General features: G+C 43.4%; 28 protein-coding genes. 15 read left to right on the top strand and 13 right to left on the bottom strand.

The window, feature by feature from the left end:
- Positions 1-14 precede the first annotated feature (14 nt).
- From BLV22_RS04005 to BLV22_RS03995, 3 genes are all read right to left on the bottom strand, one after another.
- A complete protein-coding gene (locus BLV22_RS04005; protein WP_091611585.1) occupies positions 15-335 on the bottom strand; it encodes an ArsR/SmtB family transcription factor in 321 nt (106 codons plus the stop codon).
- Between the two features lie 271 nt (positions 336-606).
- Entirely contained in the window at positions 607-897 is a 291-nt protein-coding gene (locus tag BLV22_RS04000; protein WP_091611581.1) for a hypothetical protein, read from the bottom strand.
- A gap of 1 nt (position 898) precedes the next feature.
- Entirely contained in the window at positions 899-1,123 is a 225-nt protein-coding gene (locus tag BLV22_RS03995) for a helix-turn-helix transcriptional regulator (RefSeq protein WP_091611579.1), read from the bottom strand.
- A 181-nt stretch (positions 1,124-1,304) separates the two neighbouring features.
- On the opposite strand from BLV22_RS03995, the gene BLV22_RS03990 reads away from it, so the two are divergent.
- Positions 1,305-2,048: an amidohydrolase family protein gene (locus BLV22_RS03990; RefSeq protein WP_091611576.1), complete on the top strand. Its 744-nt coding sequence runs from the start codon at positions 1,305-1,307 to the stop codon at positions 2,046-2,048.
- Positions 2,049-2,168: 120 nt separating this feature from the next.
- On the opposite strand, the gene araD is transcribed toward BLV22_RS03990, so the two are convergent.
- Genes araD through BLV22_RS03970 form a run of 4 tightly spaced genes read right to left on the bottom strand, consistent with a single transcriptional unit; the run spans position 2,169 to position 7,034 of the window.
- Entirely contained in the window at positions 2,169-2,858 is a 690-nt protein-coding gene (araD, locus tag BLV22_RS03985; RefSeq protein WP_091611573.1) for an L-ribulose-5-phosphate 4-epimerase AraD, read from the bottom strand.
- 42 nt (positions 2,859-2,900) lie between these two features.
- Entirely contained in the window at positions 2,901-3,902 is a 1,002-nt protein-coding gene (locus BLV22_RS03980) for a glycoside hydrolase family 43 protein (protein ID WP_091611570.1), read from the bottom strand.
- A 43-nt stretch (positions 3,903-3,945) separates the two neighbouring features.
- On the bottom strand, positions 3,946-5,370 hold the full coding sequence (gene araA / locus BLV22_RS03975; protein ID WP_091611568.1) for an L-arabinose isomerase: 1,425 nt from the start codon (positions 5,368-5,370) through the stop codon (positions 3,946-3,948).
- A gap of 26 nt (positions 5,371-5,396) precedes the next feature.
- The gene (locus tag BLV22_RS03970) at positions 5,397-7,034 is read right to left on the bottom strand and encodes a xylulokinase (protein ID WP_091611565.1); all 1,638 of its coding nucleotides are present in this window, start codon (positions 7,032-7,034) and stop codon (positions 5,397-5,399) included.
- Between the two features lie 332 nt (positions 7,035-7,366).
- Here BLV22_RS03970 and BLV22_RS03965 point away from each other — a divergent pair, with 332 nt between their 5' ends.
- The gene (locus tag BLV22_RS03965; protein ID WP_342706665.1) at positions 7,367-8,758 is read left to right on the top strand and encodes a sugar porter family MFS transporter; all 1,392 of its coding nucleotides are present in this window, start codon (positions 7,367-7,369) and stop codon (positions 8,756-8,758) included.
- 162 nt (positions 8,759-8,920) lie between these two features.
- Here BLV22_RS03965 and BLV22_RS03960 read toward each other — a convergent pair whose 3' ends face one another.
- Positions 8,921-10,030, bottom strand: coding sequence for a GntR family transcriptional regulator (locus tag BLV22_RS03960; RefSeq protein WP_342706664.1), 1,110 nt, complete (start codon positions 10,028-10,030; stop codon positions 8,921-8,923).
- Between the two features lie 195 nt (positions 10,031-10,225).
- Between BLV22_RS03960 and BLV22_RS03955 the strand changes: the two genes are divergently transcribed.
- The 6 genes from BLV22_RS03955 to BLV22_RS03925 all read left to right on the top strand — a co-directional run bounded on the left by BLV22_RS03955 (position 10,226) and on the right by BLV22_RS03925 (position 16,329).
- Entirely contained in the window at positions 10,226-11,596 is a 1,371-nt protein-coding gene (locus BLV22_RS03955) for an ABC transporter substrate-binding protein (RefSeq protein WP_091611560.1), read from the top strand.
- Positions 11,597-11,667: 71 nt separating this feature from the next.
- Entirely contained in the window at positions 11,668-12,582 is a 915-nt protein-coding gene (locus tag BLV22_RS03950) for a carbohydrate ABC transporter permease (protein WP_091612281.1), read from the top strand.
- Between the two features lie 6 nt (positions 12,583-12,588).
- Positions 12,589-13,431, top strand: coding sequence for a carbohydrate ABC transporter permease (locus tag BLV22_RS03945; RefSeq protein WP_091611559.1), 843 nt, complete (start codon positions 12,589-12,591; stop codon positions 13,429-13,431).
- Positions 13,432-13,454: 23 nt separating this feature from the next.
- Complete coding sequence (locus BLV22_RS03940) at positions 13,455-14,132, top strand: YesL family protein (protein ID WP_091611557.1); 678 nt, start codon at positions 13,455-13,457, stop codon at positions 14,130-14,132.
- On the top strand, positions 14,113-15,630 hold the full coding sequence (gene arfA, locus BLV22_RS03935; protein WP_091611554.1) for an arabinosylfuranosidase ArfA: 1,518 nt from the start codon (positions 14,113-14,115) through the stop codon (positions 15,628-15,630). Before BLV22_RS03940 ends, arfA begins: the two co-directional genes overlap by 20 nt.
- Positions 15,631-16,107: 477 nt before the next feature.
- Positions 16,108-16,329: a DUF6007 family protein gene (locus BLV22_RS03925; protein WP_091611548.1), complete on the top strand. Its 222-nt coding sequence runs from the start codon at positions 16,108-16,110 to the stop codon at positions 16,327-16,329.
- Positions 16,330-16,793: 464 nt separating this feature from the next.
- On the opposite strand, the gene BLV22_RS03915 is transcribed toward BLV22_RS03925, so the two are convergent.
- Positions 16,794-17,618, bottom strand: coding sequence for a DUF6920 family protein (locus BLV22_RS03915; RefSeq protein WP_091611543.1), 825 nt, complete (start codon positions 17,616-17,618; stop codon positions 16,794-16,796).
- A 263-nt stretch (positions 17,619-17,881) separates the two neighbouring features.
- On the opposite strand from BLV22_RS03915, the gene BLV22_RS03910 reads away from it, so the two are divergent.
- Positions 17,882-18,133 (top strand): hypothetical protein, encoded by a 252-nt coding sequence (locus BLV22_RS03910; protein WP_091611540.1) that lies wholly within the window; start codon positions 17,882-17,884, stop codon positions 18,131-18,133.
- Positions 18,134-18,233: 100 nt separating this feature from the next.
- Here the strand turns inward: BLV22_RS03910 and BLV22_RS03905 are convergent, their stop codons facing one another.
- The gene (locus tag BLV22_RS03905; protein WP_091611538.1) at positions 18,234-18,791 is read right to left on the bottom strand and encodes a hypothetical protein; all 558 of its coding nucleotides are present in this window, start codon (positions 18,789-18,791) and stop codon (positions 18,234-18,236) included.
- Entirely contained in the window at positions 18,788-19,381 is a 594-nt protein-coding gene (locus BLV22_RS03900) for a TetR/AcrR family transcriptional regulator (protein WP_091611535.1), read from the bottom strand. The genes BLV22_RS03905 and BLV22_RS03900 overlap by 4 nt, the downstream gene beginning before the upstream one ends.
- Positions 19,382-19,563: 182 nt before the next feature.
- On the opposite strand from BLV22_RS03900, the gene BLV22_RS03895 reads away from it, so the two are divergent.
- A complete protein-coding gene (locus BLV22_RS03895; protein ID WP_091611532.1) occupies positions 19,564-20,124 on the top strand; it encodes a sugar O-acetyltransferase in 561 nt (186 codons plus the stop codon).
- Positions 20,125-20,170: 46 nt separating this feature from the next.
- On the top strand, positions 20,171-20,758 hold the full coding sequence (locus BLV22_RS03890; protein ID WP_091611530.1) for a type 1 glutamine amidotransferase family protein: 588 nt from the start codon (positions 20,171-20,173) through the stop codon (positions 20,756-20,758).
- A 193-nt stretch (positions 20,759-20,951) separates the two neighbouring features.
- Here BLV22_RS03890 and BLV22_RS03885 read toward each other — a convergent pair whose 3' ends face one another.
- A complete protein-coding gene (locus tag BLV22_RS03885) occupies positions 20,952-21,350 on the bottom strand; it encodes a VOC family protein (RefSeq protein ID WP_091611527.1) in 399 nt (132 codons plus the stop codon).
- A gap of 157 nt (positions 21,351-21,507) precedes the next feature.
- On the opposite strand from BLV22_RS03885, the gene BLV22_RS03880 reads away from it, so the two are divergent.
- The 3 genes from BLV22_RS03880 to BLV22_RS03865 all read left to right on the top strand — a co-directional run bounded on the left by BLV22_RS03880 (position 21,508) and on the right by BLV22_RS03865 (position 23,560).
- Complete coding sequence (locus BLV22_RS03880) at positions 21,508-22,404, top strand: PhzF family phenazine biosynthesis protein (protein ID WP_091611525.1); 897 nt, start codon at positions 21,508-21,510, stop codon at positions 22,402-22,404.
- A 34-nt stretch (positions 22,405-22,438) separates the two neighbouring features.
- Positions 22,439-22,999: a GNAT family N-acetyltransferase gene (locus BLV22_RS03875; protein WP_091611523.1), complete on the top strand. Its 561-nt coding sequence runs from the start codon at positions 22,439-22,441 to the stop codon at positions 22,997-22,999.
- Between the two features lie 228 nt (positions 23,000-23,227).
- Positions 23,228-23,560, top strand: coding sequence for a hypothetical protein (locus tag BLV22_RS03865; RefSeq protein ID WP_091611517.1), 333 nt, complete (start codon positions 23,228-23,230; stop codon positions 23,558-23,560).
- Between the two features lie 290 nt (positions 23,561-23,850).
- Here BLV22_RS03865 and BLV22_RS03860 read toward each other — a convergent pair whose 3' ends face one another.
- Entirely contained in the window at positions 23,851-24,138 is a 288-nt protein-coding gene (locus BLV22_RS03860) for a hypothetical protein (protein WP_091611513.1), read from the bottom strand.
- Positions 24,139-24,340: 202 nt separating this feature from the next.
- Here BLV22_RS03860 and msrA point away from each other — a divergent pair, with 202 nt between their 5' ends.
- A complete protein-coding gene (msrA, locus tag BLV22_RS03855; RefSeq protein WP_091611510.1) occupies positions 24,341-25,468 on the top strand; it encodes a peptide-methionine (S)-S-oxide reductase MsrA in 1,128 nt (375 codons plus the stop codon).
- Positions 25,469-25,558: the final 90 nt, after the last annotated feature.

The following is a 25,558-nucleotide window of genomic DNA, read 5'->3' as shown; positions in this document are numbered from 1 at the left end:
TCAAGTGGAATTTTTTATTTTCCGCGGAAGAGGCAGCACAATTCTTCAGACAACAGGTGATTTAGGGCCTGGTCGTTCAGCATATAGTAATTCCAGGTGCCGTGTTTTTCGCGATCGATGAGTGAAGCATCGAGCAGAATTTTTAAATGATACGAAAGCTTGGACTGCGGAAGATTCATACGTTCAGTCAAATCACAGACACACACGCTGCCTGCTGCTGTAATATGATGCAAAATCTCTAGCCGTTGGGAGTCGGCCAGGGCTTTGAACTGCTGTTCATAGACAGTGAATGGAAAAGCTGCGTCAGATTTGGAAGGAGACGGTAGTGAGTTCATAAAAGGGCTCCTTTATTATATCAATTTATTTTGATGTAATAAAAGTATAGGCTGGAGCGATATGAAAAAACAATAAATAAATCAAAAAAAATTGATATACAGTTTCTCCATTATTGAAATTTTTCAGTGACGGGGAGCGATTTTCATCTGAACGAAGGCCACACCGCTATTTTTTCAGGCGATGTGGCAGATGATATTGCGGTGTAAACATAAAGTACATACTTCAGGAAAAGGTTTGAAAATTAAGATAATTAATAGCATTGTCTATTTGTTAATAAATTTTCCTGAAGATAAAGATAAGCACGGAGTGAAGAATCATAATCCCGGTAATCAAATACCACATGGCGTCCCGCCACGCATCTCCGTCCAGTGGAACGATGAAGTCCTCGATCAATCTGACTACAACCCAGCCGACGAGAAACATAGGGAAAATAATCGAATACGAGCGGTTAATAATTTCACGGCCGCGTTCATCCTTGCCTTCTTCACCGTGTTGAAAACGAAGCCATACGATGATAGAGAATATGACAACGACTAAATACGGGTAGAAAAACCATTCCATGCTAATCCTCTCCTTTCAGATTGTATTGAAAAATATCTTCAATGCCCGTATCAAACAGGTATGCCAGTTCAAATGCCAATTTGAGGGAAGGGCTGTATTTGTTTTTTTCTAAGGAAATAATAGTCTGGCGGCTCACACCAATTCTCTTTGCAACCTCTGCCTGGGAATAGCCTTCTTTGGCCCGGAATACCGACAGTTGATTAGTTAATTCACCGAGTTCATTCATTCATCTATGACCTCCTTAGGTTTATGGTAATATATTTTTAACATTATGTCAAAAATATATTACATATTAATCTTATATTTATGACTATTTGTGAGAAGAGAAGGGGCGCACATTTGGAAGGGTTTTTGATCAGACAAGCTGTATCAGGGTATGATTATAATGAAGGGAAGGGGGGATATATATGAGGATGTTTGATGCGCACTTCCACATTATTGATTTTGACTTTCCCGTTTCTGAAAATCAGGACTACACGCCCCCGGAGTACATTGCAAACGATTATCAGAAGGACACAGCTGAGTATAATGTCCGGGGCGGGGCAGTTGTATCGGGTTCGTTTCAGAGATTTGACCAGGGGTATTTAATAAAAGCCCTTCAACAACTGGGGCCGGCGTTTTGCGGAGTGACGCAGCTGCCGTTCAGTGTCAGTGATGAAGAAATTTTAAGGCTGCACGACCACGGTGTGAGAGCGCTGCGGTTTAATATCCGGCGGGGCGGATTCGAAGACATTTCCAGGCTCGATTACCTGGCCCGGAGAGTGTATGAGACAGCAGGGTGGCACAGCGAACTTTATATGGATGCCAAAGGGCTGCCGGAATTGGCCTCTATTATTGAAAATTTACCTGCTGTATCCATCGATCATTTGGGACTGTCAGAGGAAGGTCTTCCTCGTCTTTTGAAATTAGTGGATAAAGGCCTCAGGGTGAAAGCCACCGGCTTTGGGCGCGTGGAACTAAATGTCGCGAATGCTTTAACGTCTATTAATGACGCGAACCCAGAGGCTCTGATGTTTGGCACAGACCTGCCATCGACAAGAGCCCCCAGGCCTTTCAAGTATGAAGATATTGAACTGGTTCAAAATTTGTTTGATGCAAAAGCAGCCGATAAAATTTTGTATTCGAATGCGTTAAACTGGTATATGAAGTAAGTTAATTTATCACGTGAAAAATAATTATAAGGTAAGAGGTATGTAATCTCTTCAGATGTTTAAACAAAAAACGGGCAAGCCTGTTTAAATTATGGCTTGCCCGTTCAAAGTAGAAATTATTTATTTAGACTGCCCGTAATAAGCATTTTCTCCGTGCTTTCTTTCATAATGCTTTTGCAGCACATGGTTATCCAAGAGAAGCTCACCCGAAAGCTGGTAGGACAGAAAGGTCATTTTTGCGACCTTCTCAAGCACCACGGCATTATGAAGGGCATCTTCGGGAGAACCGCCCCAGGCAAATGGTGCATGCCCGTGAACAACGACTCCCGGGACTTCCGCAGGGCTTTTTCCCTGCATTGCTTCTATAATGACCGACCCGGTCTCTTTTTCATAACCATTCTGCACTTCTTCTTTTGTTAGTTGACGTGTACAGGGGATATCCCCGTAAAAGTAATCCGCCTGGGTCGTCCCGGAGCATGGAATGCTTTTACCGGCCTGTGCCCAGGCCGTGCCCCAGTCAGAATGCGTATGAACAATACCCCGGACGCCAGGAAAAGCTTTATACAGCTCGATATGAGTAGGCGTATCAGAGGAGGGCTTTAAATCGCCTTCCACAACGTTTCCTTTTAAATCCACCAATACAATATCCCCGGGGGAGAGCTCTTCATAAGGCACCCCGGAAGGCTTGATGGCCAATAATTTTGTTTTGGGGTCAAAGCCACTGACATTCCCCCAGGTAAAAGTAACGAGGTCATGATCAACGAGTCCCTGGTTTGCGCTGCACACCTGCTGCTTCAATAGTTCCAGCAATGGGAAACCTCCTTCAATGTACGTACATGTATGTTCAGGAAATTATTCACTTGAATTTTCTGTTGTTAAAATTGTTGTCGTGTCTGGTGTCCACCGTTCATCTGAAACAGGAATGCCAAACACCGGATTATCGTTTTCATCCCACGTGATTTCCTGGGCACGTGCATGACGATTCGGGTCATAGAGGGGATCTCCAACGATTTCAGTATAATTACGGGCGTGATAAACCAGAATATCGCTGCTGCCATCTTCGGACACGGTAAAGCAATTGTGTCCCGGCCCGTATTGTTTATTTGGTGAATAGCTTTCAAAAACTGGTTCTGAGCTTTTCGTCCAGGAATTTGGATTCAATAAATCTGCCTTGGCATCACTTGTCAGTAGGCCCATGCAGTAATCGATGCCGGTGGCACTTGCTGAATACGTAATAAAAACCTTTTCGTTTCTAATCAAAACGGAGGGTCCTTCATTGACCCAAAAGCCTTTAATTTCCCAGGGCAGTTCAGGTTTAGTCAGCAAAACGGGGGGAGTTGCCAAAGTCCATGGGTTCTCCATCTCAGCAATATAAATATTTGAATGGCCCGTTACATTTATATCCTGCTGAGCCCATACGTAATATTGAATGCCATTATGCTCAAAGGTGGTGGCATCAAGCGCGAATGTGCTCCATCCTGTATCTATTTCACCTTTTTCTTTCCATTCGCCCTCGAGGGGGTTGTCTGCTTCATTTTCAATTACAAACATTCGGTGATTAAAGGTATTATCGTCAATATTGTCGTCAGGAGCAGCGGCATAATAGATATACCATTTCCCGTTTACCCGGTGAATTTCAGGCGCCCAGATTAAGTGGCTCTGCGGGCCGTTGCTGTGTTTATGCCAGATTGCATGTTCTTCTGCGTCATACAGATCATTCAAATGCTCAGCGCGCCGCAAAATAATCCGGTCGTAGGAAGGGTGCGAGCCGGTAAAATAATAAAACCCGTCATGATGCTTATAAACAAATGGGTCCGCTCTTTGTAAGACAATAGGGTTTTTCAAGTTCTCCATAAAGCCCACTCCTTAAATGATTAATAGCTTAAGCTGAAATACATTAATTGATAACGACGTACTCCAGACCTACCAGCTTCGCATAATTTATAATCTGATCTGTGGTTACATTTAATGAAACGACGGTGTGGTGGCCGCCTCCATTTTCTATCCAGGCTTTTATCCCATCCTGGAGGTTTGGTTTAACGCTCCAGAGTATACGAGCTACCGGAAGGTTCGGTGCAGGCACAGGCGGTTCAAATGCCGAAACCTCATTAATCAGAAGCTTGTAATGTGTTCCAAAATCCGCCATGGAAACCACGACCCCGTCTCCGGCTTTACCATCAAAAACTAAGCGTGCAGGGTCTTCTTTATTTCCAATGTCTAATGGAGATACTACGATTTTTGGTTTGTGGTTTGCCAGCGTGGGATCCACTTCAAGCATATGTGATTGAAGAATAGCTTCCTTTCCAGTCGACAGCTCATAGATGTAATCTTCCATAAAACCTGTTGCTTCGTTATGACTCATCACCTTCATCAAACGGTCAAGAGCAGCCGTTTTCCAGTCCCCTTCAGCAGCAAAGCCGTATCCTTGGGCCATTAAGCGTTGAACTGCCAGGCCGGGCAGCTGCTTCATTCCATGTAAATCTTCAAAGTTGGTCGTGAAAGCATTGTAGCTTCCATCGTCCAGGAAGCGTTTAATAGCAATTTCATAGCCGGCCTGTACTTTTACACTGTCTTTCCATTTTTCTTCTGTATAGGTGCCGTACTCAAATTCATAAAGGTCTCCGTATTCCGAAAGGAGTGCCTCAACCTCCTCGTCTGTAACACGATTGACGTACTCCACAAGGTCTCCAATCCCGTAGTAATCGACAACCCATCCGAACTGAATCTGTGCTTCAATTTTATCGCCTTCCGTAACGCCTACATTACGCATGTTATCGCCGAAACGGGCAACCTTAATGTTGAAGCTCTCGTTATAGGCTGCAGCCGTGTTCATCCATTGGGCAATTTCCTCCTGGATGCCGGCATGCTCCCAGTGACCTGCGACCACTTTGTTCTGCTTATTTAAACGGGCATTGATAAAGCCATATTCGCGGTCCCCGTGGGCTGATTGATTCAGGTTCATGAAGTCCATGTCGATTGTTTCCCAGGGGATGCTTTCATTAAATTGGGTAGCTAGATGAAGCAGTGGTTTTTGCAGTATTTTCGTTCCGCGAATCCACATTTTCGCAGGGGAGAAGGTGTGCATCCACGTGATGACGCCGGCGACCTCATCACGATAGTTTACTTCTTTCATGGTGCGTGTAATCTCATCGGTATTGATTGCTAATTCCTGTAGAACAAGCGGGTAAGGTAAAATACCGCTCTCGTTTAATGCATCAGTTATATGCTGGGCATGAGCCTTTACTTCCTTCAGCGCTTCTGCTCCGTAAAGCTGCTGTGAACCGACGATAAACCAGAATTCTTTTTTTTCGATAGCGGGCATAAGTATCCTCTTTTCTTATTAAAAGTTTAATTTACTTTGACTTGTTCGCCGATTGCATTGGCTGTCGTTAAATGATCAACCGCCGTCTGTTCGATGATGAGCCCTTTCTTATAACGTTCCATAAAGACTTCAAAACCCTCCACATCAGCACGGTCAGGATGAATTTCCCGGGTTTCGATGTCTTTAAAAACTTTATTATCCAAAAATTCTTCCAGTGTCTCATCCGGGCCTTTGTTGTTCATATAAGAGGCAAGCACAGCTATTCCCCAGGCCCCGCCTTCTCCAGCCGTATTCATGACTGAGACAGGGGTATTCATTGCAGCAGCAACTATACGCTGTCCAACTACTGGAGTTTTGAATAAGCCACCATGAGCGAAGATATTATCAATCGCCACCTGTTCTTTGTCTGTTAAAATATCCATGCCAATTTTTAGGGCACCGAAAGCAGAGAAAAGGTGCGTCCGCATGAAGTTAGCTAAATTGAAATTACTTTCCGGAGAGCGGACAAACAGCGGTCGTCCGTTTTCGAGCCCTGTAATATTTTCACCGGAGAAATAACCATAGCTGAGCAGGCCGCCGCCATCGGGTTCTGCTTCGAGAGCTTTTTGCAGCATCACTTCAAATAATTCATTAGAATTAAGTTTTTGGCCCACAGCTTCTGAAAATTCCCGGAACAAACCGAGCCAGGCATTCAAATCACTTGAGCAGTTATTCGCATGCACCATGGCAACAGGATTTCCATTTGGTGTAGTAACTAAATCAATTTCGGGATGAGTGTCAGAGATTTTTTGATCCAGTACAATCATCGCAAAAACAGATGTTCCTACAGAAACGTTTCCGATCCGTTTTTTCACACTGTTCGTAGCCACCATACCGGTTCCGGCATCACCCTCCGGCGGACAGCACGGAATCCCCGGCTCCAGGTTTTGTGATTTGTCCAGAATTCTGATGCCCTCATTGGTTATGGTGCCTGCCTGTTCACCGGCCGTAAGAACTTCGGGAAGAATGTCCTTTACTTTCCAGGAATAATTTTTTTCTTTGATGAGGCTGTCGAACTGCTCGAGCATGAAGTCGTTGTAATTTTGAGTAGTTTCGTCGATTGGAAACATTCCCGAAGCATCTCCAGCCCCAATTACCTGTTTTCCGGTCAGCAGCCAGTGGATGTATCCGCTTAAAGTCGTAATCAGCTGAATACGCGGTATATGTTTTTCTTCATCGAGTATGGCCTGATAAAGGTGGGCGATACTCCAGCGTTCCGGGATATTGTACTGAAACATGCCTGTCAATTCGCTGGCCGCAGCGCTGGTAGTGTTATTACGCCACGTCCGGAAGGGGACGAGCAGCTCACCGTTATGATCAAATGGCATATAGCCGTGCATCATAGCTGAAATCCCGATCGAACCAATGGTGCGGAGGGTGGCCCCGTACGCGCTTTCCACTTCGGATTTCATGTTTGCGTAGGCCTGCTGCAAACCAACAATAATGTCTGCCTGATGGTACGTCCAAAACCCGTCATTCATTTGGTTTTCCCATTCATAACTGCCGGCTGCGATTGTTTCAAAATTGTTGTTCATCAGTACTGCTTTAATACGCGTGGAGCCCAATTCAATTCCTAGTGACGTTTCTCCTTGAGTAATGGCTTGTTTCATGTCTGACTGCTTCATTTTGACTCATTCCTTTTAAAAGCAATTTTAGTAATTCGAATGAATCTCTCATTTCTGTTTTATTGCTTTAATGACGTTTACAAACAAATAAAACACAACTTGTACGTATAAGTTAAGTTCATTTAACCATGAAACGAAGATTCTTGCAACCGCTTTCTATCCTTTTTAAACAACATAATTAGAAAAAGTGGTGCAAAAAATTGTCGATAGTTTTTTATTGAAAGCAAGCTTGTATGCATTAAATGTAAATATAACCCATGTTATTGAAACTTGTACGAACATATGGTAATTTTCTTGTGATCGTTATCATTTCCAATTATTGAAAGGAGACATTGAACATCATGAAAGAGAAGCAGTCAGTCTGGTATGTGTTGTTGATAGCTTCCGCAGCAGGAATGGCAGGGTTTTTGTATGGCTTTGATACCGCAGTGATTTCAGGTGCCATAGGCTTTTTGCAGGAGCTTTATAATTTAAGTCCGGCTATGGAAGGATTTATTATTTCAAGCGTTATGGTAGGAGGAGTTGTAGGGGTTGGCCTGTCCGGCTACTTAAGTGATCGTTTTGGAAGGAAAAAGATTTTAATGCTGTCGGGAATTCTCTTTGCTGTTTCCGCCTTGTGGTCTGCGCTCGCTATGAGTGTTACTTCCCTTATTCTCGCAAGAGTCCTGGGCGGCCTCGGCATTGGCTTTGCCTCTGCTTTGTCAGTTACGTATATTGCTGAATGTGCCCCGCCTGCTATACGCGGCCGGCTGGCTTCTATGTATCAGCTGTTCACTATCATTGGTATCTCCGCTACGTTTTATATTAATCTTGCTGTGGCAAACTCCGGCAGCTATGGATGGGGAGTGGAAACAGGCTGGAGGTGGATGCTCGGATACGGAGTAGTGCCAGGAGTTCTCTTCTTTATCATGCTTATCTTTATCCCTGAAAGCCCCAGGTATTTAGTGAAAAAGCAAAAGCATACAGAAGCGTTCCACACATTGGAAAAAATCAATAACACGCGCACCGCTGAACTGGAACTGGAAGCTATTCAAACCTCTCTTCGAAGCGAATCAAGCACATCGGTTAGAGAGTTGTTAAAGCCGGGACTTCGGAAAGCCATGGCAGTCGGTATTTTTCTGGCTTTATTTAATCAGGTTATCGGAATGAACGCTGTAACTTATTACGGACCCACAATTTTCCGGCTGGTCGGATTTGAGAACAATACTGAATTTCTGGCTACGAGTTTAATAGGGACCGTGCAGGTAATATTTACAGTGGTTGCTATTTTATTAATCGACAAAGCAGGAAGAAAACGTTTGATGGGCGTAGGATCGAGTTTGATGGCAATATTTATGGTGCTTATTGGAAGCGTTTTCTATTTCGATGTAGGCAATGGAATATGGGCGCTGCTTTTTATCATGGGTTTTACAGCAGCTTTTTGTATATCAATGGGGCCAATTCCATGGATAATGATTCCGGAAATTTTTCCAAACCATATGCGCGCAAAAGCGGTCGGAATTGCGACCATGTTTTTATGGGGAGCCAACTGGGCGATAGGGCAGTTCACGCCTGTGCTCATCAACAACGCCGGAGGCGCGTTTACGTTCTGGATGTTTGCGGTTATTAACGTTATTTGTTTTGTTTTTGTGATGACCATAGTGCCTGAAACAAAAAATAAATCTTTAGAAGAAATCGAAACAATATGGGAGCCTGCCAAGAAAGCCTATCGCTTTGAAAAATAAACGGTCTGAAAGCCCGGGGAAGGCTGGAATTACTGTGCTTTACAATAATATATACTGGAATTACGACTTGTAACCAGACGAAAAAGGAAGCTGCCCAGTAATAAAAGAGGCAGCTTCCTTTTTTGAATACAGTTCAGCTTTTCGCCTGTCTGCATTTAATAATTATTCTGTTTCTAACGCTGGTGTGAATTGGAGGCTTCGCGTCGAATGGCGGTCGACAAAATGCGGCTCATATACAATAGAGGAAAGAGCAGCACCCGGCTGTTCAATGAGAGTAGTTACATATTTGGCTGCGTCCTCTCCCATACGTTCTTTGGGATGTACGATGGAAGAGAATTTCACTTCGGAGATTTGGGTGAAATGGGAATCATCGAAGCTTACAACAGAAATATCCTCAGGAACCTGCAGGTTTTTGTCACGGAGCACGTCAAGAAGCTGCAGCAGGAGTTCATCATTATAGGTTACAAGACCGGTAGGCCCGTCAGTCTGATCCCTTAAAATCTGCTCAACAGACTGTGCAGCCTTGGAATACTTTTCGTCGGTGGAATACGTGATCAGTAGGGATGGATCTACCGGACAGCCGTAATGCCGATGAGCTTTAAGGAAACCTTTCATCCGCTGCACGCCCTGCATATCATCAGTTTTAAATAACCCTATAATTCGCCGGTGGCCCAACTGGATTAAATGCTCCGCATTCCGAAAGCCGGCTTCCTGGTCGTTTAAGGTTAAACTCAGCGGTTCAAGCTCTTCATAATACGCGTTCATCATGACGTATGGAATACCGGCATTTTCGAGATTCAGATAGTAATTTAGATTGGGATTAGCCTGAGCGCTGCGCGTCGGCTCAATAATCAGACCATCAACCTGCTGGGTAAGAATATTTTCGAGTGCCTGTTTTTCTTTATCAAAATCGTTATTGGTACTCATGAGAATAACATTATAGCCTTTATCGCTTAAATACCGTTCAGCTCCGCGGATAATATAGGGGAAAATGTAATCTGAAATGTACGTAGTGATAATGGCTACATTTTTACGGGTGGAGGGGGAAGAAAATTTAGAGCGGTCTGCACAAAATGTTCCCACGCCGTGCTCCCGGTACAGCCATCCCTCGCTCACAAGCTCACCGATAGCCTGGCGTACCGTATGTCTGCTTACCTCAAAGTTCTTTACATATTCGTATTCGGATAGAATTTTTTGATGCGGACGGAAGCTGCCGTCCAAAATTTTGGATTGGATGTGCTGTTTTAATTGTTTATATTTTGAGACCATCATGCACCTCTTTTTCTTTTTATCGTATCATACACATGCGTACAACTGAAGGAAAATTGTTATGTCAGTATTTACCGGCATTTGCTATCTTAATATTGAAATAAATATATGGAAAGCGCTTGCAAAAGATACACCCGTATGGTTAAATAAAAAATAACTTGTACGTATAAGTTAGGAAAACAGATGAGGGGGAGAATTATGAAACATTGGTCGATTTTTGGTGGTGCAATGCTGTCGTTGGTTTACTTAGCAGGTTGTGGTGGTGGGAGTGGCGACGGAAGCGGTAGTGAAGGAAGTGAAGAAGGAGGAGAAGGCGAAGCAGATGAAGTGGAAGTAATCGGCGAAGATAGTGAGGATGCTACTGAATTAACTTTTTGGACATTCAACGAACAACATATCGGTATTTATGAAGATGCAGTAGAGAGATGGAACGAGGAGTATGAAGACCGGCCGATTAAATTGCAGGCTGAGGTTTATCCTATCGAGCAGATGAACAATAATTTGCTTCTTTCTCTCCAGTCGGGATCTGGAGCTCCTGACATGGCGGACATAGAAATTAGTTATTTTGCCAACTTCCTCGAAGGTGACGTTCAGTTAGAATCAATGAACGAACACGTAGAGCCAGTGCTCGACGATATGGTGGAAGAGCGCTTTGATATTTATTCCAAGGATGATAATTATTACGGCATGCCTTACCATGTTGGCGCTACAGTAATGTACTATAATACGGACATTATGGAAGAGGCCGGCGTGGATATAGATGAAATTGTCACGTGGGATGACTACGTAGAAGCAGGAGAACAGGTGGTAGAAAATACAGACTCTATGATGACTACCGTAGAGGTGGATGAGCATTTCAGCTTCTGGCCTTTAATCAGCCAAAGAGGCTCTGATTACTTCAATGACGAAGGCGATCTGACCCTGGCGGATGATACTAACGTTGATACCCTTCAATTCCTGAGCGACATGGTGAATGAAGATGAAGTAGCAGAAGTGACACCAGGCGGATTTCATCACTCTGAAGAATACTATGGCTACATGAATGACGGAGGAGCCGCTTCGTTAATGATGCCAACCTGGTACATGGGTCGGTTTATTGATTATATGCCTGACCTCGAAGGGAAAATGGAAATTCGTCCATTACCGGTATGGGAAGAAGGCGGAAACCGCACAGCTGGAATGGGTGGTACAGGTACAGTAGTGACGAATCAGACGGAAGAGCCGGAGCTGGCTAAGGAATTTTTAGCCTATGCGAAATTGTCTGAAGAAGGAAATATTGCACTATGGCAGGAATTAGGTTTTGACCCACCAATGTACACCGTTTGGGATGATGAAGCTATGGATGAACCTAACCCTTACTACGACTACTTTGATGATGATATTTTTGATACTCTTCTGGACTTAAATGGAGAAATCGAAGCGTTGAATATTACACCGGATCTACCGGATGTGCAGTCCGAAATTCACACGAATGTGCTGAATAGCGCTGTCAGGCAGCAGAATCAGGATCCGGAAGAAGCATTGAAGCAGGCTGAAGAAGCAGTAAGAAGCGGGCAGACAGAAGAATAGGACGGGGGGCTTTTGCCCTCCTTCTATCATTATTTAACGGAAAGGAGCCGAAAATGGAACGTTCAGAAACAATGGCCAATAAAAAGACTTTTTCCTTAAAAGGTATTCTGCATTTTCTGAATTCAAGAAAGGTTGCTCCTTATGTTTTTGTATCGCCTTTCATTGTATCTTTTCTGGTACTGTACTTGTATCCAATGATTCAGGCGATCGTTATGAGTTTTCAGCAGGTTCTTCCCGGCCAGACTACCTTTATAGGAACTCATAATTACCAGCGGATTTTGAACCCGACTTTTTTTCAGGCACTGGGAAATACAGCAACCTACGTGTTTTTTACGGTCATTATATTAGTGATGATTCCGATTGTGCTTTCGGTATTTTTAAACAGTAAATCCCTTTATTTTAAAAATTTCTTTAGGGCTTCACTTTTTATACCGGCCCTTACTTCGGTTATCGTCGCAGGTATTATTTTCCGGATGATGTTTGGGGAGTCGGAAAACTCCTTTGTAAACGAATTGCTCGGTCTTGTTGGTATGGAACCAGTGCAGTGGAGGTACGGAGCAGGCACAGGGATGTTTTTAATGGTGCTGCTTGCTTCATGGCGCTGGATTGGTGTGAACATATTATACTTTCTTGCTGGTCTGCAGAACGTTTCGGAAGAGTTATATGAAGCGGCTGATATTGACGGGGCGAGCGCCTGGCAGAAGTTTTTATTCGTTACGATGCCGGCTTTAAAGCCTGTTATCATATTCGTAGCTACAATTACGATCATTAACGGCTTCCGGATGTTTGAAGAAAGCTTTGTATTCTGGGAAAACAGCTCTCCCGGCAATATTGGCTTAACCATTGTAGGATATATTTACCGAGAAGGCATTCAACAAAATGATATGGGATTTGGCGCAGCTATCGGAGTTGTGCTGATGCTGATCATATTTGTTGTAAGTATGCTCCAATTGAAATTCTTTGGCGCCTTCAAAAAGGAGGATTAGAGAATAATGGGCAAAAATAATAAAAAATGGGTGTCAATTTTATTAACTGCGTTGTTTGCAGTAATAACCGTAATTGCTCTCACCCCGGTAGTGTCATTAATTGTAGCTTCCATGCGGCCCTCATCAGAATTAATGAGGCAGGGCCTTTCCTTTTTCTTCGATCCGGCTACCCTGGATCTTGGTAATTACCTGGCTGTATTTTCTGAGGAAGGGGCCAGCTATTGGCAGTGGTATATGAACAGTCTCATTGTTAGCGGAGGCTTAATTGTATTATCGCTATTCTTTTCCTCCATGGTGGGATACGCGCTCGCGATGTACAATTTTAAAGGCTCGAGAGTTATCTTTTTGCTTGTATTGTTTGTACTTATGGTGCCATTCGAAATTTTGATGCTTCCCCTTTACCAGATGATGATCGGTTTAAGCCTGGTGGACACCTACTTTGCCGTCATGCTTCCTTTGATTGTCGCTCCAGTGGCAGTGTTTTTCTTTAGACAATACTGTCTGGGACTTCCTAAGGAATTAATGGAGTCGGCAAGGATTGATGGATGCACAGAGTACGGTATCTTTTTCAAAATAATGGCCCCGCTCATGGGTCCATCATTTGCGGCAATGGCTATTTTACAGGGGCTTACCAGCTGGAATAACTTTTTGTGGCCGCTGTTGGTATTAAGGTCGAATGAAATGTTCACGCTTCCGGTGGGCTTGGCCACATTACTTACTCCGTATGGCAATAACTATGAGCTCTTATTTTCCGGATCAGTTCTGACGATCGTTCCTATTGTCATTCTGTTTCTATTCTTTCAAAGGTTCTTCATATCCGGACTTACTGTCGGCGGTGTTAAAGGCTGATTACTCCAGGGGGAGGAAAATGTATGAAAAAGCTCCCATTAGAAAAATTAAATATGATTTTCGTGTGGATCAATAAATTATTTATATTAAACGTATGCTGGATTGCAGGAATGCTTGGCGGATTGATAGCGTTTGGTATTTTTCCGGCTTTTACAGCAGCGCTTAGTGTATCAAAGGAGCTCTTAAACAGCAGGGAGGTAAAAGTAGGAAAAAAATTCATTCAGTTCTACAGGCGGGATTTTGTCCAGGCAAACATGCTTGGTTTCCTGTGGCTGGGAGGCGCCGTGCTTATTCTGGTTAACTATGTGGCACTGAATAACGGCTTTTCCGCAAACGCATTAACGATATTTTTCTACATCGTTATTTTAGTAGTGTACAGTTCACTGACAGTGCATTTGTTTGCTTTATATTCAAGCTTTCAAACCAGTCTTTTAACTTACTTTAAAAACGCTTTGATTATTGGAATAACAAAAATGCATATTACTGTTTCATTAATAGCAGTCCATTTTGCTTTAGTCTACGGAGCATTAACGCTGCCGGCATTTTTTCTCTTTTTCTACGGCAGTCTTTCATCATTAGCAACCGTATTTATTACGAAAAATCTGTACCAGCGGCTGGAAGAAAAAAGTGTACGAGAGCAGGAATTTACGAATTACAGCATAATCAAGGAGCGTACAGAATATGGTGAAAAAACAACCTAAAGCTTCAGTTATTGTCGATAAGGATTTCGTTATTTCCAAGGTGGATGAGCGTATTTACGGGTCTTTCATTGAGCATCTGGGACGGGCTGTGTATGGCGGCATTTATGAGCCGGGGCATGAGCAGGCAGACGAACATGGCTTTCGCCAGGATGTGATGCAGCTGGTTAAGGATCTGCAGGTTCCCATCGTTCGCTATCCAGGAGGAAACATGGTTTCTGCGTATAATTGGGAAGACGGCGTGGGACCGAGAAGCGAACGGCCGAGACGGCTCGAGCTTGCCTGGAGCACCATAGAGACAAATGAAGTGGGAACAAATGAATTCGCTGACTGGGCGGCAAAAGCCGGGACCGATGTTATGATGGCTGTAAACCTTGGCACAAGAGGCATCGATGCTGCAAGAAATCTGCTGGAATACTGCAATCACCCTGGTGGTACGTACTATAGTGATCTGCGGAAAACCCATGGCTATGAGCAACCGCACAATATTAAAACATGGTGCCTTGGCAATGAGATGGATGGCCCCTGGCAGATCGGCGGTAAAACAGCTGAAGAGTATGGGCGGATCGCTTATGAAACAGCCAAGGCGATGAAAACCGTGGACCCATCAATTGAGCTGGTGAGTTGTGGAAGCTCAAGCGCCGCGATGCCAACCTTCCCGGAATGGGAAGCAACAACGCTTTCGCACACTTATGAATTTGCCGATCACGTTTCGCTTCACCAATATTATGGGAATCACGATAACGATACGGCTAATTTTTTGGCTAAGTCGTTAGATATGGACCAATTCATTCGTACGGTGATCTCAACGTGCGATTACATCAAAGTCAAAAAACGAAGCAAAAAAACGATCAATCTCAGCTTTGATGAATGGAACGTATGGTTTCATTCCACCGAAGCGGATAAAAAACTGGAGTCCTGGCAGGAGGCGCCGCCGCAGCTGGAAGATGTTTATAATTTCGAAGACGCCCTGCTGGTTGCCAATATGGTTCATACGCTGATTAACCACGCCGACCGGGTGAAAATTGCCTGCATGGCACAGCTGGTAAACGTGATAGCCCCAATTATGACTGAAAATCAGGGCCGGGCGTGGAAGCAGACGATTTATTATCCGTATTATTATTTGTCGGTCTACGGACGGGGAAAAGCGCTGCAGCCGATTATTCATTCGGATAAATACGATTCCAGAGAGTTTACAGATGTTCCTTATTTAGATAGCGCCGTTGTACTAAATGAAGAACGAAACGAGTTGGTGCTTTTTATGACCAACAGGCATTTAGAAGAAACATTGTCCATTTCATATGACCTGCGTTCATTTGAACAGGCGGAGGTAGTGGAGCATGTCGTGCTCGAACATGATGATCCAAAAGCGGTGAACACGAAAGACAAGGAAGAAGTAGCACCGCACAGCGGAGGAAATGCTGTGCTCGAAGAAAAGCAGTTGCAGGCAGAGCTGCCACGCATGTCCTGGAATATGGTAAGACTGCGTATAAAAAAATAAATTGAAGCAGTTAATAAGGGTTCTTAGATAAATGTCTAAGGACTCTTTTTGTTTTAAAATTTCATACAAAAATAGACCTGCCTGTTGTCGAACCACGGCTAGTATTGGTTTCTAAAAGAACTTCAAATCAAAACCAGGAAAATAAACTTTCTAATTCGAAACAAATAACATCCATAATATTCCTTATGTTACTGACTCCTGATATGATGAAGGAATAAGAAATATATGATTAGTCATGAAAGATGTCATGACGTCTACATTTCCGGATCATCTAATACAGCCACAGGAGTTTGGAAATTCATTTCTGCGCGGCGATTTTGTTCGTATTTACGAGCAAACCACGAACGATTTTAAGCGGCTTGCTGCGAGCGATGAATTTCAGGAAAGGACCGCCGGATTCAATAAGGACATAGATGTCCGAAGTCAGCAGCCGTGTTTCAAAGTTAAAAACGATTAAGCTAAAGCAGGGGGGCAAATATGAGAGATAAGAAACAGGAAACCCTTGAACATACTTTTGCTCAAATTAATACATATGATCTTATCTTTTTGCTCCCGATGGCCTGGCTGTTTTCGTATCTCCCGGTAAATGGTTTATGGAGTATTGTAGTAAATGTATTCATTATTATTTTTGTTGGTATTGGATTATTTTACGTTACTCACACATTGGTCGAAGTAGGAAATCGCCGGAAAAGAAAATAATCAATCAAGTGTTTCACTTATATAAAGACATATTTCATTGTAAACTTCGGTATCCTCAATAGTTATTTCTTAATCAAAGGCTTGGCAAATGCTATAATGAGTAAGAATAGAACATAACATCGCTGTACCGCTGCTGAATTTCCTGGAATTTTTCATAATGGATAAAACGAACCTGGCGAGGGTTCGTTCTTTTCTATAGTTGGGGGTGTTTAATTGAAACAAACGATGAATACTGGTTCAGTCATTGGAGGAATTTTTCTCACGGCTGTTATTTTTTTTAATATCTATTTAATGATTGTTCAAAACTCTTTCATTTCCAATCTATTATCAGCGGTTGCTATTGTTTTACTTCTCATCATTGTTATCCCGTTCTGGGTGCTTATGGTAAAGCATGTCTTTAAATCGTGAACACGAAAGGGCTGTCTCTTTATAAAAATAGAGGCAGCCCTTTGCTTTATTCATGGTTATTCATTAAATTTAATATCTTCCACCTTTACTTTGTACCATGTGAATCTGCCTTCTTCCAGCATCCATGAAACAGTTAACGCTGTAGGAATCTCTATTCCTTCAATCCTGGAACTTTCTACAACTTCTCCGACACATTCCAGAAGTTTTGCATCTTTACTGCTATCTTTATATCGCAGAGCGCTGATTTTTTCTACACTTCCTTCAGCGCTAAACTGATAAGTGGCGGACCCCGAAACGCCGTTATAATCCATCGTGGCTTCGGCAGAAAATTCATCGAGCTGTTTCCATTGAATGTACGGACTGAGCGCAGCGGAAGGATACCAGGGGAGCTCAAGCAAATACCTTTGCATGGTAGACTGATTTATTTTTTCATTATCAGCGATATCCACGATTGGAATAAGCGAAGCTATTTTAATGGTCATGTGCCCTCTGCCATGCTTAAAAAGATCTCTTCCGACTACTTTGAGGAAGGGAAGCATTTTTATTTCCGCCTTCCATAGAAACGCTGGTTCATTGACTGTGATATATTGTTCCGCATTTGATTGATACCAGTTTTTCTGGGAAGGCTTCAATTTCATTAATCCCGTTTGTTTTAACCGCACCGACTGTATTTCATGTTTGCCTGCCATCCCGGTAGTTGTGAGCCACCTCGCTACAGGGAGAGGTAGAGCTTCGATTCTTTGCTGTGTTACCGGCATAGCTGGATCATTTTCACTGGCAGCGGCCAGAGAAGCGATTTCTTTATTTGTAAAATAGTTAAAACGCCATTTTCCGAGAATTAATATAATAATGAAAATCATAATAAAATAAAGAAATTTCATCAGTTGCACCTCCAGATTAAAGAACCCATTTCCTGTGCGTATGGCTATACCGAAAAGCATACTGATATTCCGTTTTTCGTAGTGGTAATACTGTTATTCCCTTTTAATGCTCTCATCAAAAGACCAAAGGCACCATTTAATAATAAAAAGACGAACAGGAAAGAAAATTCTTCTTTTTTATTTTCTGAAAATTTCTTCAACTTACATTTGAAAGGGTAAAGTATAATTAAATCATAAAACATTATTCGAAAAGGGGGAGCGATATGGAATATGGGGAGTTTTTAGAAGAAATTGTCGGTATTATATGGGGCGGGGATGCTGAAAATATTTCCGGAGGTGAAGAAGAGTACAAGAGTGCTTATAATGTTAAGTTGCTGGATTTAATGAAGGAAGGAAAAACAGAACAGGAAGCGAAAAGCATGGTTATCGCTGAAATTCGTGACGATTACAAAGAATATAATATAGATGAATTTTTAAATGACACGGCAGAAAAAATCAGAAAGAAAAAACAATAAAGCAACTTGGCTATCATATGCTGTTTCTTACCGCTTCTGTGATCGGCTATGCCACGACAATATTTAAGTATAAATCTTTATAAAAAATCTTCCGGGCGTGTTATTCATGAATTTTTTCTTTATATTTCGCCTCGCTCGACCATATAAAGTACGTAATGGAGAGAGCTAAATCGATCCCTACGACGAGAGACCACAGTTTAATAATGCTGCTCAATGCTTCAGTTCTGTCTGCGTTATTTACGAGAAAAATAACTATCCACAGCAGTCCCGTTCCCAGGACATACGCCAATACGTGTTTGAGCCAGTCCTTAAAGTATTTTCGGGAGTAGGCATAGCCGTAAAGTTTGGATGGTTTATTGCCCTGCCTCATAATATAATACCTGAACCGTTCGTCGGTCCAGCGGATCATCTGTTTTCCAAAAACAATAGAGACCGCAATATAAATGGCAGCAATGGCATGAGCCGTGGTAGCGAGCGCCCCGCGCATAAGATCCACACTGGCCGCAATCAGCAGCACCAGGTCCAGTACAGGCGTTAAGGCGAGAAAGAACAATCCCAGTCTGGGCATTTGAAACACGTAGCGAACGATTAATCCGGCGGCAATAACAATCCAGAAGGCTATTTCGATCCCAATAATCAGCAGCAGTATGAGATTCATCTATACTCCTCCTGAAGCCAGGAATGAACTTCGTCACGAATCAGTTTCATGGCGTTTTCATTATCTATGCGGTCGGGGGTTAACAATTTATGCAGGGCAAGTCCGTCAATGAGGGCGTGAGCACGCATTACAGTGAGCTCCACAGGCAAATCCTCCTGAAGCATCTGTTTTTCGTTTAAGTGCTGTAAGGATTTTTGAATGAGCAGACGTATCTCGTCTCCCATGGAATTGGTGCCTGCTTCATGGATTTCGTACTGAAAAGCCATCCACACCTCCATATCCGCGTAGCGGTCATCGTCTAAAGGGAGGACTGCGAGTATTGCCTGGATGACCCGTTCCTTTTCGGTTAAATTTTTTTGTCCGAAAATCTCCCGGATTCTCTGGGCAACTTTATGATTTACTTTTTCCATGACCGCATTCAGCAGCGAGCTGTGGGTGGGATAGTAGTAGCGGATCTGGCCCGGCGTCATTTCCGCGAGCTTTGCGATGTTTCTTACCGTCGCGCCTTTCGCACCGCTGTTTACGATGGACTGCCACGTATATTCAACAATCTGCTCTTTTTTCTTTTCGTGGTCAATGAGTTTTGGCATAGCACACCCCGTGGTTTAGAAATTAAAGCCAGTATATCATTTTTTAATACAACTGTGTTAAAAAAGAAAAGCAATTTCTGGAACATTATGCAAAACAAATCTCCCGGGTTAAACGAACAGTGGTATAGTGGGCGTATAGAAACATTGACTGCTCAAGAAGCGAAAATAAAAGAGGTGACTGAATGAAAAGTGAGAAGGAAAAAATGCTGAACGGAGAGCTGTTTCTGCCTCATGATCCTGAGCTCGCAGCGGAGCGGATGCAGGCGAAGCTGCTGCTTGAAGAATACAATTCCATCAGTGTCCGGGAGAAGGAAAGAAGCAATCAGCTATTACAGGAAATCGTGGGAACGATGGGAGAAGAAGCCCGTATCAGTCCGCCGTTCTGGTGTGACTACGGCTATAATATTCACCTCGGCGCCCAGTTTTTCGCCAATGTCAACTGCGTCATGCTCGATGAGGCGCCCATCACGTTCGGTGACGGGGTGATGCTGGGGCCGGGAGTGCACATATATACCGTAAATCACCCGATGGAGGAGGCCGCCCGCGCGACGCTCCATGAATACGGCTCACCTGTGACGATCGGACATAATGTGTGGATTGGGGGAGGAGCCATTATTAATCCCGGTATTCGCATTGAAGACGGCGCAGTGATCGCTTCCGGCGCGGTCGTCACAAAGGATGTTTCTGCCCGGACGCTGGTGGGTGGAAACCCGGCGCGGCTTATTAGGCATTTGGATCATTAAAGATTTCCAGTAATTAGATGATTTTAATTTTAGGAGGGGATTTACTGTGAAACGAGCATTATTTCTGCTTTTAGATGAGTACGCTGACTGGGAAGCCGCTTATTTGTCAGCAACGCTGAACGAAGGCAAGGAGTGGGCGGTTAGTACAATTTCTCTGCACGATCACGTTACATCCATTGGAGGCTTTAAAACAGCGGTGGATTATAAAATCAACAACCATCCGGATTTTGATTTGCTGGTATTAATAGGCGGCAACACGTGGGACATTGAAAGTGAAGACATTTTTCATTTAGTGGACAAAACGCTCAATAAAAACATTCCAGTCGGTGCCATATGCGGGGCGGTGGATTATTTAGCGAGGAATGGGTTTTTAAATCATTTCAAGCATACCGGCAACTCGGTTTACTTCTGGCAGAACTATGAAAACTATCAGCCGGATGTTGAATTTATGGAAGAGCAGGCTGTGAAAGATAAAAACCTGGTGACTGCAAATGGAACGGCACCTATAGAATTTACCGAATTGATTTTGCACATGATTAATTTTGACACGGCGGAAGAGATTGAAAAGACCATGTATATGTATAGACATGGCTTTTATAAATACTCTGAAAAATACGGGAATCCATATTTATAGACAAGGGATAAAAAAGATAACAAGAAACGCTCTATGAAAAATTGTTCAAAACCGGCTCCGAGCCCCTATGTTCCCACACATAGAGGCTTTTTTGAATATGAGAGCGCGGATAAGAAAAAAGAGAGCCAAACTGCCAGCGATATTTTTTTACAGATGTATTTACTATTTTATGAAATGTGTCTGTCTCGGTTAACTATTCTGAAGGAGCCACGAGCTCTACTTTAATACGGTCAGGATCTTCAAAATAGACCGCGTAGTGCTCGTTACCTCCGGCAAAGGGGTGCAGGTCTTCATAAAGAATGGGAACGTCCGCTGCCCGCAGCTTCCCGGTCATTTGATCCACATGAGATTTCGACCGGGCATGAAAAGCAATATGGTTCAACCCCGTCCGGCGCCGGTGATAAGTAACATCCAAAAAATGCTCCTCCGTCTGTACAAATACGATGTAGGAGGCATCTAATTTGAAGCTGATCCCCTCCGGCCATTGCTGATAGAGGTGATAGCCTAGGTCTTCCAGCAGCCACTGCCAAAAGGCCTTCGACCGTTCGAGGTCGGATACATAAAGCTCGATATGATGGATGTGTCCGATCATGAAAAGATCTCCTTTTATTCTTTTTTATTTGAGGAGTAAAAAGGGAAAAGTTTTTCTCTCTTTCACCATTTATTGTAAAAAAGTATCATAAGGGAAGGTATAGTAAAACAGGCGATTATTAAAATGCAGTTGTTACTAATTGAGGGAGTGCGAAAAAATGCAGAAAATCCGTGTTCATCATTATGAGGCGTTTAGTGAGGTGCCGCATAAAGGGAATCCAGCAGGTGTCGTTTTTGACGGAGACCACATGACAGAAGCAGAGATGCAGAAAGCGGCATATCAGGTTGGGTTCAATGAAACGGCCTTTATATTACCTTCCGAATCAGCAGATATACGACTGCGTTTTTTCACACCGGGCCACGAAATGAATTTGTGCGGCCATGCCACGCTGGCTTCTGTTTATTCATTAAAAAGCAAAGGGTTGCTTGGTGAAAAAGAACGTATCACGGTAGAAACGAGGGCTGGTATACTAACGGTCAGGATACAAACGTCTGCAAATCAACAGTACACAATTACGATGACCCAGGCGCCGCCAAAATTTAAAATGTTTCATGGATCCCGGGCTTCTCTGGCCGCTTCGATGGGGATAGAGGAAAATGATATTCACACTGATCTGCCCATCGTCTATGGAAATACCGGCACGTGGACGCTGCTGGTGCCGGTTTCTCACATAGAAAGCTTTAAAAAGATGAGGCCTGATAATTCAGCGTTTCCAGCCGTGCTTACGAAAATGCCTAAAGCTTCTATTCATCCGTTTTGCCTGGAGACTTATGATAAAGCAGCTGATATGCATGCGAGGCATTTTTCCTCCCCGTACTCGGGGACAGTGGAAGACCCTGTCACAGGCACAGCCTCCGGGGTTATGGGAGCTTATTGGGCAGCATATATTGATGAAAGCTTTCGTTCGCCTCTGCAGCTTACCATAGAGCAGGGGCAGGAGATGAATAAAGATGGGAGGGTTCACGTACAGGTCGCAAAGCATCAGGATAATGTTGATGTGAGTATTACCGGCCGTGCGGTTTATGTGACCAGTTTTGATGTAGCTGTATCATAGAAGAATTTTTTCGAAAGATCAAAAGGAGCAGGGAATGAGTGAACTGGATGGTAACAAAGTATTTTTAAGACAAGCTAGCGAGACTGACATGAAGCAGCTGTACGAATGGAAGTACATCGACGAGCATCAGGAAGCAAAAAAATGGAATGCGCCGTATATCGCGGAAGATACCATTTCCTTTTCCGCCTATCAAGAGCAGTGGCAGGCAGAAATTTTTCCCGGTACCCCTTCGGCATTGGCTGTTATCGCTGATCACCAGGCGATTGGTTATACAGGATCTTACTGGGTGGATGCTGATACATACTGGATGGAAACAGGTATTGTCATTTACGATCCTGCCTATTGGAACGGTGGTTACGGGACAGAGGCCTACCACTTATGGATTGATTATTTATTTCACTACACGGATCTTCACCGCTTAGGCATGACCACCTGGTCAGCGAACGAACGCATGGTGCAGGTCGCTAAAAAATTAGGGATGAAGGAAGAGGCTCGTATTCGGGAGGCGAGATACTGGCAGGGTAGCTACTATGACTCGATCAAAATGGGAATATTAAGAAGAGAATGGGAAAGCCTGAAAAGCATTGGTGGCTAAAGGAATAAATAAGCAGGGTGAAACGCACTGTTTTCTTCATGAAGAATGCCCTGATAAAGAAAGGAACGCTCTGATGAAAATCTTACGTGATGCCTCACCCCCCAGCGCTCCGGAAGAACTTTTAGATGATCTTTTGCAGCGTCCGTTATTTGCTCATTTATCTACGGTGCATGAAGATGGGCCCCGGGAGTCTCCCGTATGGTTTTTATGGGAAAGGAGATCAGGTGAGTGGTTATCACGAATATAGCTACATTAGCTGTTCTGTTATTTATTGTGGCAGCTGTAATAGACCGCTCGAACGTAAAAATACATAGGCTTGATGAGCAGGGAAAAGAATTAAAGGATTCATTACGTGACAGGGAGAAGATAAAAATGAAGGTTATGACATTATGCCACCAGGCGTTTTGTATTGTTTTTCTTATTTTGATCGGATTGGACTTTACAGGAGTTATTACTATACCCTTCTGGCTTTTTAATGGGATGCTAGCTGTGTTGCTTATATCAACAATTATTATTTGGATAAACCAGAGAAAGAAAAAAGAAGAAAGTATCGGGCAATGAGAGCTTTTTTATAGAACCACTAAATCATAATTATGGGGAGGCAGCTGAAAATGAAAAATAAGTACATACGGTTTCTGGCGTATTTCCTTATTGGCATGCTTGTAGGAGCATTGTTACTGCAATTGATAAATTAATAAGGCGAACTGTTATGCCCTGGAAACAATTTTGTTGAACAAGGGGAGAAGCATGGATGAGTATTTTTTACGTACTGGGAAGTATAGCTTCTGCAATATTTCTCTATTACTGGGGAAAAAATCGAACGAAAATAAGAGTTAAAGGATGAGCTTTAATCAATAGGATTTTCGTTCTTGCATTGCTTGATGGATGAAAATTCCTATCCAGCCCAATCCCGTACCTAACCAGATAAAAAATGCTAGAACAGCTAAAGCAATTCCTGTAAAGGGATCATCTGGACCCAGAAAACTATAAATTATAATCCCTATTCCTCCCAATACCAATAAAGCAGTCAAAACATGCACAAATCTCTCTGTTTTCGGCAATAGGTAGCTGAAAAATATTATTGCGCCAATAATAATTAACATAGCGAAAAAGAAGCCGTACTGCGCTATAAACGTCATGGGTTACACCTCCAGCATATATGGTTTAACTGTATCAGTGCTGGTAATACCTGATTTTACCATATACTAAAAGGCCATACCTTAAGCATTTATTTGTGTTTTCAGAGCTGCAAAGGATTCCCGAATACTAACAAGTTGGAATAATGTTAAAGTCCTTCCCTTTTCCTTATAATGAAAGAAAAGATACTTAAAGGGGAGCTATATGAATAAAAAACGGTGGTTTTTTAGTATAATGGCAGTTGTGCTTCTGGCAGGCGGCTGGTATTTATATCAGGCGTTTACGGCCTCGGAATATGAAGAAGTGGTCGCGACGGAACAAACGGAGCTGCAGGGGGATTTGGAAGGAATGGAGCAGGCTACGTTTGCCGGGGGTTGCTTCTGGTGCATGGAGCCGCCATTTGAATCCCAGCCCGGCGTTGTCAGCGTGATTTCCGGCTACACGGGCGGTGAGGAAGAAAATCCTACGTATGATGAAGTGGCGAATAAAGAAACAGGCCACCAGGAAGCAGTTCAAATTACGTATGACCCGGAGCAGATCAGCTACGAAGACCTTCTGCAGATCTTCTGGCGCCAAATTGATCCGACGGATGACGAAGGGCAGTTTGTGGATAAAGGAGAGCCGTATTTGTCAGCCGTATTTTATCATGATGAGGCCCAGCGGCAGGCAGCGGAAGCATCGTTAATGGAAATGGAGGACTCCGGCCGGTTTGATGGAGACATTGTGACCTCCATTGAAGAATTTGATACTTTTTACGAAGCAGAGGCATACCATCAGGATTATTATAAGAAAAATCCGGGACGGTATGAATATTACCGCAACAACTCCGGACGCGATGCCTATTTGGATGACGTATGGGGAGAGGATAAAGAGTACGAAGTAAGCACGGATTCCCCGTTTGCCGTGGAGGATAAAGAGGCGGCTGTGTCTGAATTGAACAGCATGCAGTATGAAGTGACGCAGGAAGACGGAACGGAGCACGCTTATGATAATGCCTATCATGACAACGAGGAAGATGGAATATACGTTGACATTGTTTCCGGAGAGCCTTTATTCAGCACGCGTGATCAGTATGATTCCGGTACGGGCTGGCCGAGCTTCACGAAGCCTCTGGAAGTGTCCAACATTACGTATGAAGAAGACGGCGGCATTCTCGGAACGAGTGTGGAAGTGCGCAGCAAGCATGCGGACTCTCATTTGGGACATGTGTTTCAGGACGGCCCTGAGCCGACAGGACTTAGGTACTGTATGAATTCAGCAGCGATGGAATTTATTCCGGCTGATGAACTGGAAAATACCGAATACGATGAGTATGCAGCTGATTTTCAATAACAGACAAGAAGCTCTCTTCTTTTGGAAGAGGGCTTTTTTTGTAGGGCATCTTATTTATATTTCCAGCCATTTGTTCCCGGTTCAAGAAAC

It is taken from the genome of Marinococcus luteus (assembly GCF_900106595.1).
In the GTDB taxonomy this organism is placed as follows: domain Bacteria; phylum Bacillota; class Bacilli; order Bacillales; family Marinococcaceae; genus Marinococcus; species Marinococcus luteus.
The sequence above is the reverse complement of the archived record's forward strand: the minus strand, read 5'-3'. Positions and strand labels throughout refer to the sequence as shown.

Coding starts and splice junctions, on each gene's coding strand:
- BLV22_RS04005 (WP_091611585.1), bottom strand. CDS start 335: ATGAACTCACTACCGTCTCCTTCCAAATCTGACGCAGCTTTTCCATTC.
- BLV22_RS04000 (WP_091611581.1), bottom strand. CDS start 897: ATGGAATGGTTTTTCTACCCGTATTTAGTCGTTGTCATATTCTCTATC.
- BLV22_RS03995 (WP_091611579.1), bottom strand. CDS start 1,123: ATGAATGAACTCGGTGAATTAACTAATCAACTGTCGGTATTCCGGGCC.
- BLV22_RS03990 (WP_091611576.1), top strand. CDS start 1,305: ATGAGGATGTTTGATGCGCACTTCCACATTATTGATTTTGACTTTCCC.
- BLV22_RS03980 (WP_091611570.1), bottom strand. CDS start 3,902: ATGGAGAACTTGAAAAACCCTATTGTCTTACAAAGAGCGGACCCATTT.
- araA (WP_091611568.1), bottom strand. CDS start 5,370: ATGCCCGCTATCGAAAAAAAAGAATTCTGGTTTATCGTCGGTTCACAG.
- BLV22_RS03970 (WP_091611565.1), bottom strand. CDS start 7,034: ATGAAGCAGTCAGACATGAAACAAGCCATTACTCAAGGAGAAACGTCA.
- BLV22_RS03960 (WP_342706664.1), bottom strand. CDS start 10,030: ATGATGGTCTCAAAATATAAACAATTAAAACAGCACATCCAATCCAAA.
- BLV22_RS03955 (WP_091611560.1), top strand. CDS start 10,226: ATGAAACATTGGTCGATTTTTGGTGGTGCAATGCTGTCGTTGGTTTAC.
- BLV22_RS03950 (WP_091612281.1), top strand. CDS start 11,668: ATGGCCAATAAAAAGACTTTTTCCTTAAAAGGTATTCTGCATTTTCTG.
- BLV22_RS03945 (WP_091611559.1), top strand. CDS start 12,589: ATGGGCAAAAATAATAAAAAATGGGTGTCAATTTTATTAACTGCGTTG.
- BLV22_RS03940 (WP_091611557.1), top strand. CDS start 13,455: ATGAAAAAGCTCCCATTAGAAAAATTAAATATGATTTTCGTGTGGATC.
- arfA (WP_091611554.1), top strand. CDS start 14,113: ATGGTGAAAAAACAACCTAAAGCTTCAGTTATTGTCGATAAGGATTTC.
- BLV22_RS03925 (WP_091611548.1), top strand. CDS start 16,108: ATGAGAGATAAGAAACAGGAAACCCTTGAACATACTTTTGCTCAAATT.
- BLV22_RS03915 (WP_091611543.1), bottom strand. CDS start 17,618: ATGAAATTTCTTTATTTTATTATGATTTTCATTATTATATTAATTCTC.
- BLV22_RS03910 (WP_091611540.1), top strand. CDS start 17,882: ATGGAATATGGGGAGTTTTTAGAAGAAATTGTCGGTATTATATGGGGC.
- BLV22_RS03905 (WP_091611538.1), bottom strand. CDS start 18,791: ATGAATCTCATACTGCTGCTGATTATTGGGATCGAAATAGCCTTCTGG.
- BLV22_RS03900 (WP_091611535.1), bottom strand. CDS start 19,381: ATGCCAAAACTCATTGACCACGAAAAGAAAAAAGAGCAGATTGTTGAA.
- BLV22_RS03895 (WP_091611532.1), top strand. CDS start 19,564: ATGAAAAGTGAGAAGGAAAAAATGCTGAACGGAGAGCTGTTTCTGCCT.
- BLV22_RS03885 (WP_091611527.1), bottom strand. CDS start 21,350: ATGATCGGACACATCCATCATATCGAGCTTTATGTATCCGACCTCGAA.
- BLV22_RS03880 (WP_091611525.1), top strand. CDS start 21,508: ATGCAGAAAATCCGTGTTCATCATTATGAGGCGTTTAGTGAGGTGCCG.
- BLV22_RS03875 (WP_091611523.1), top strand. CDS start 22,439: ATGAGTGAACTGGATGGTAACAAAGTATTTTTAAGACAAGCTAGCGAG.
- BLV22_RS03860 (WP_091611513.1), bottom strand. CDS start 24,138: ATGACGTTTATAGCGCAGTACGGCTTCTTTTTCGCTATGTTAATTATT.
- msrA (WP_091611510.1), top strand. CDS start 24,341: ATGAATAAAAAACGGTGGTTTTTTAGTATAATGGCAGTTGTGCTTCTG.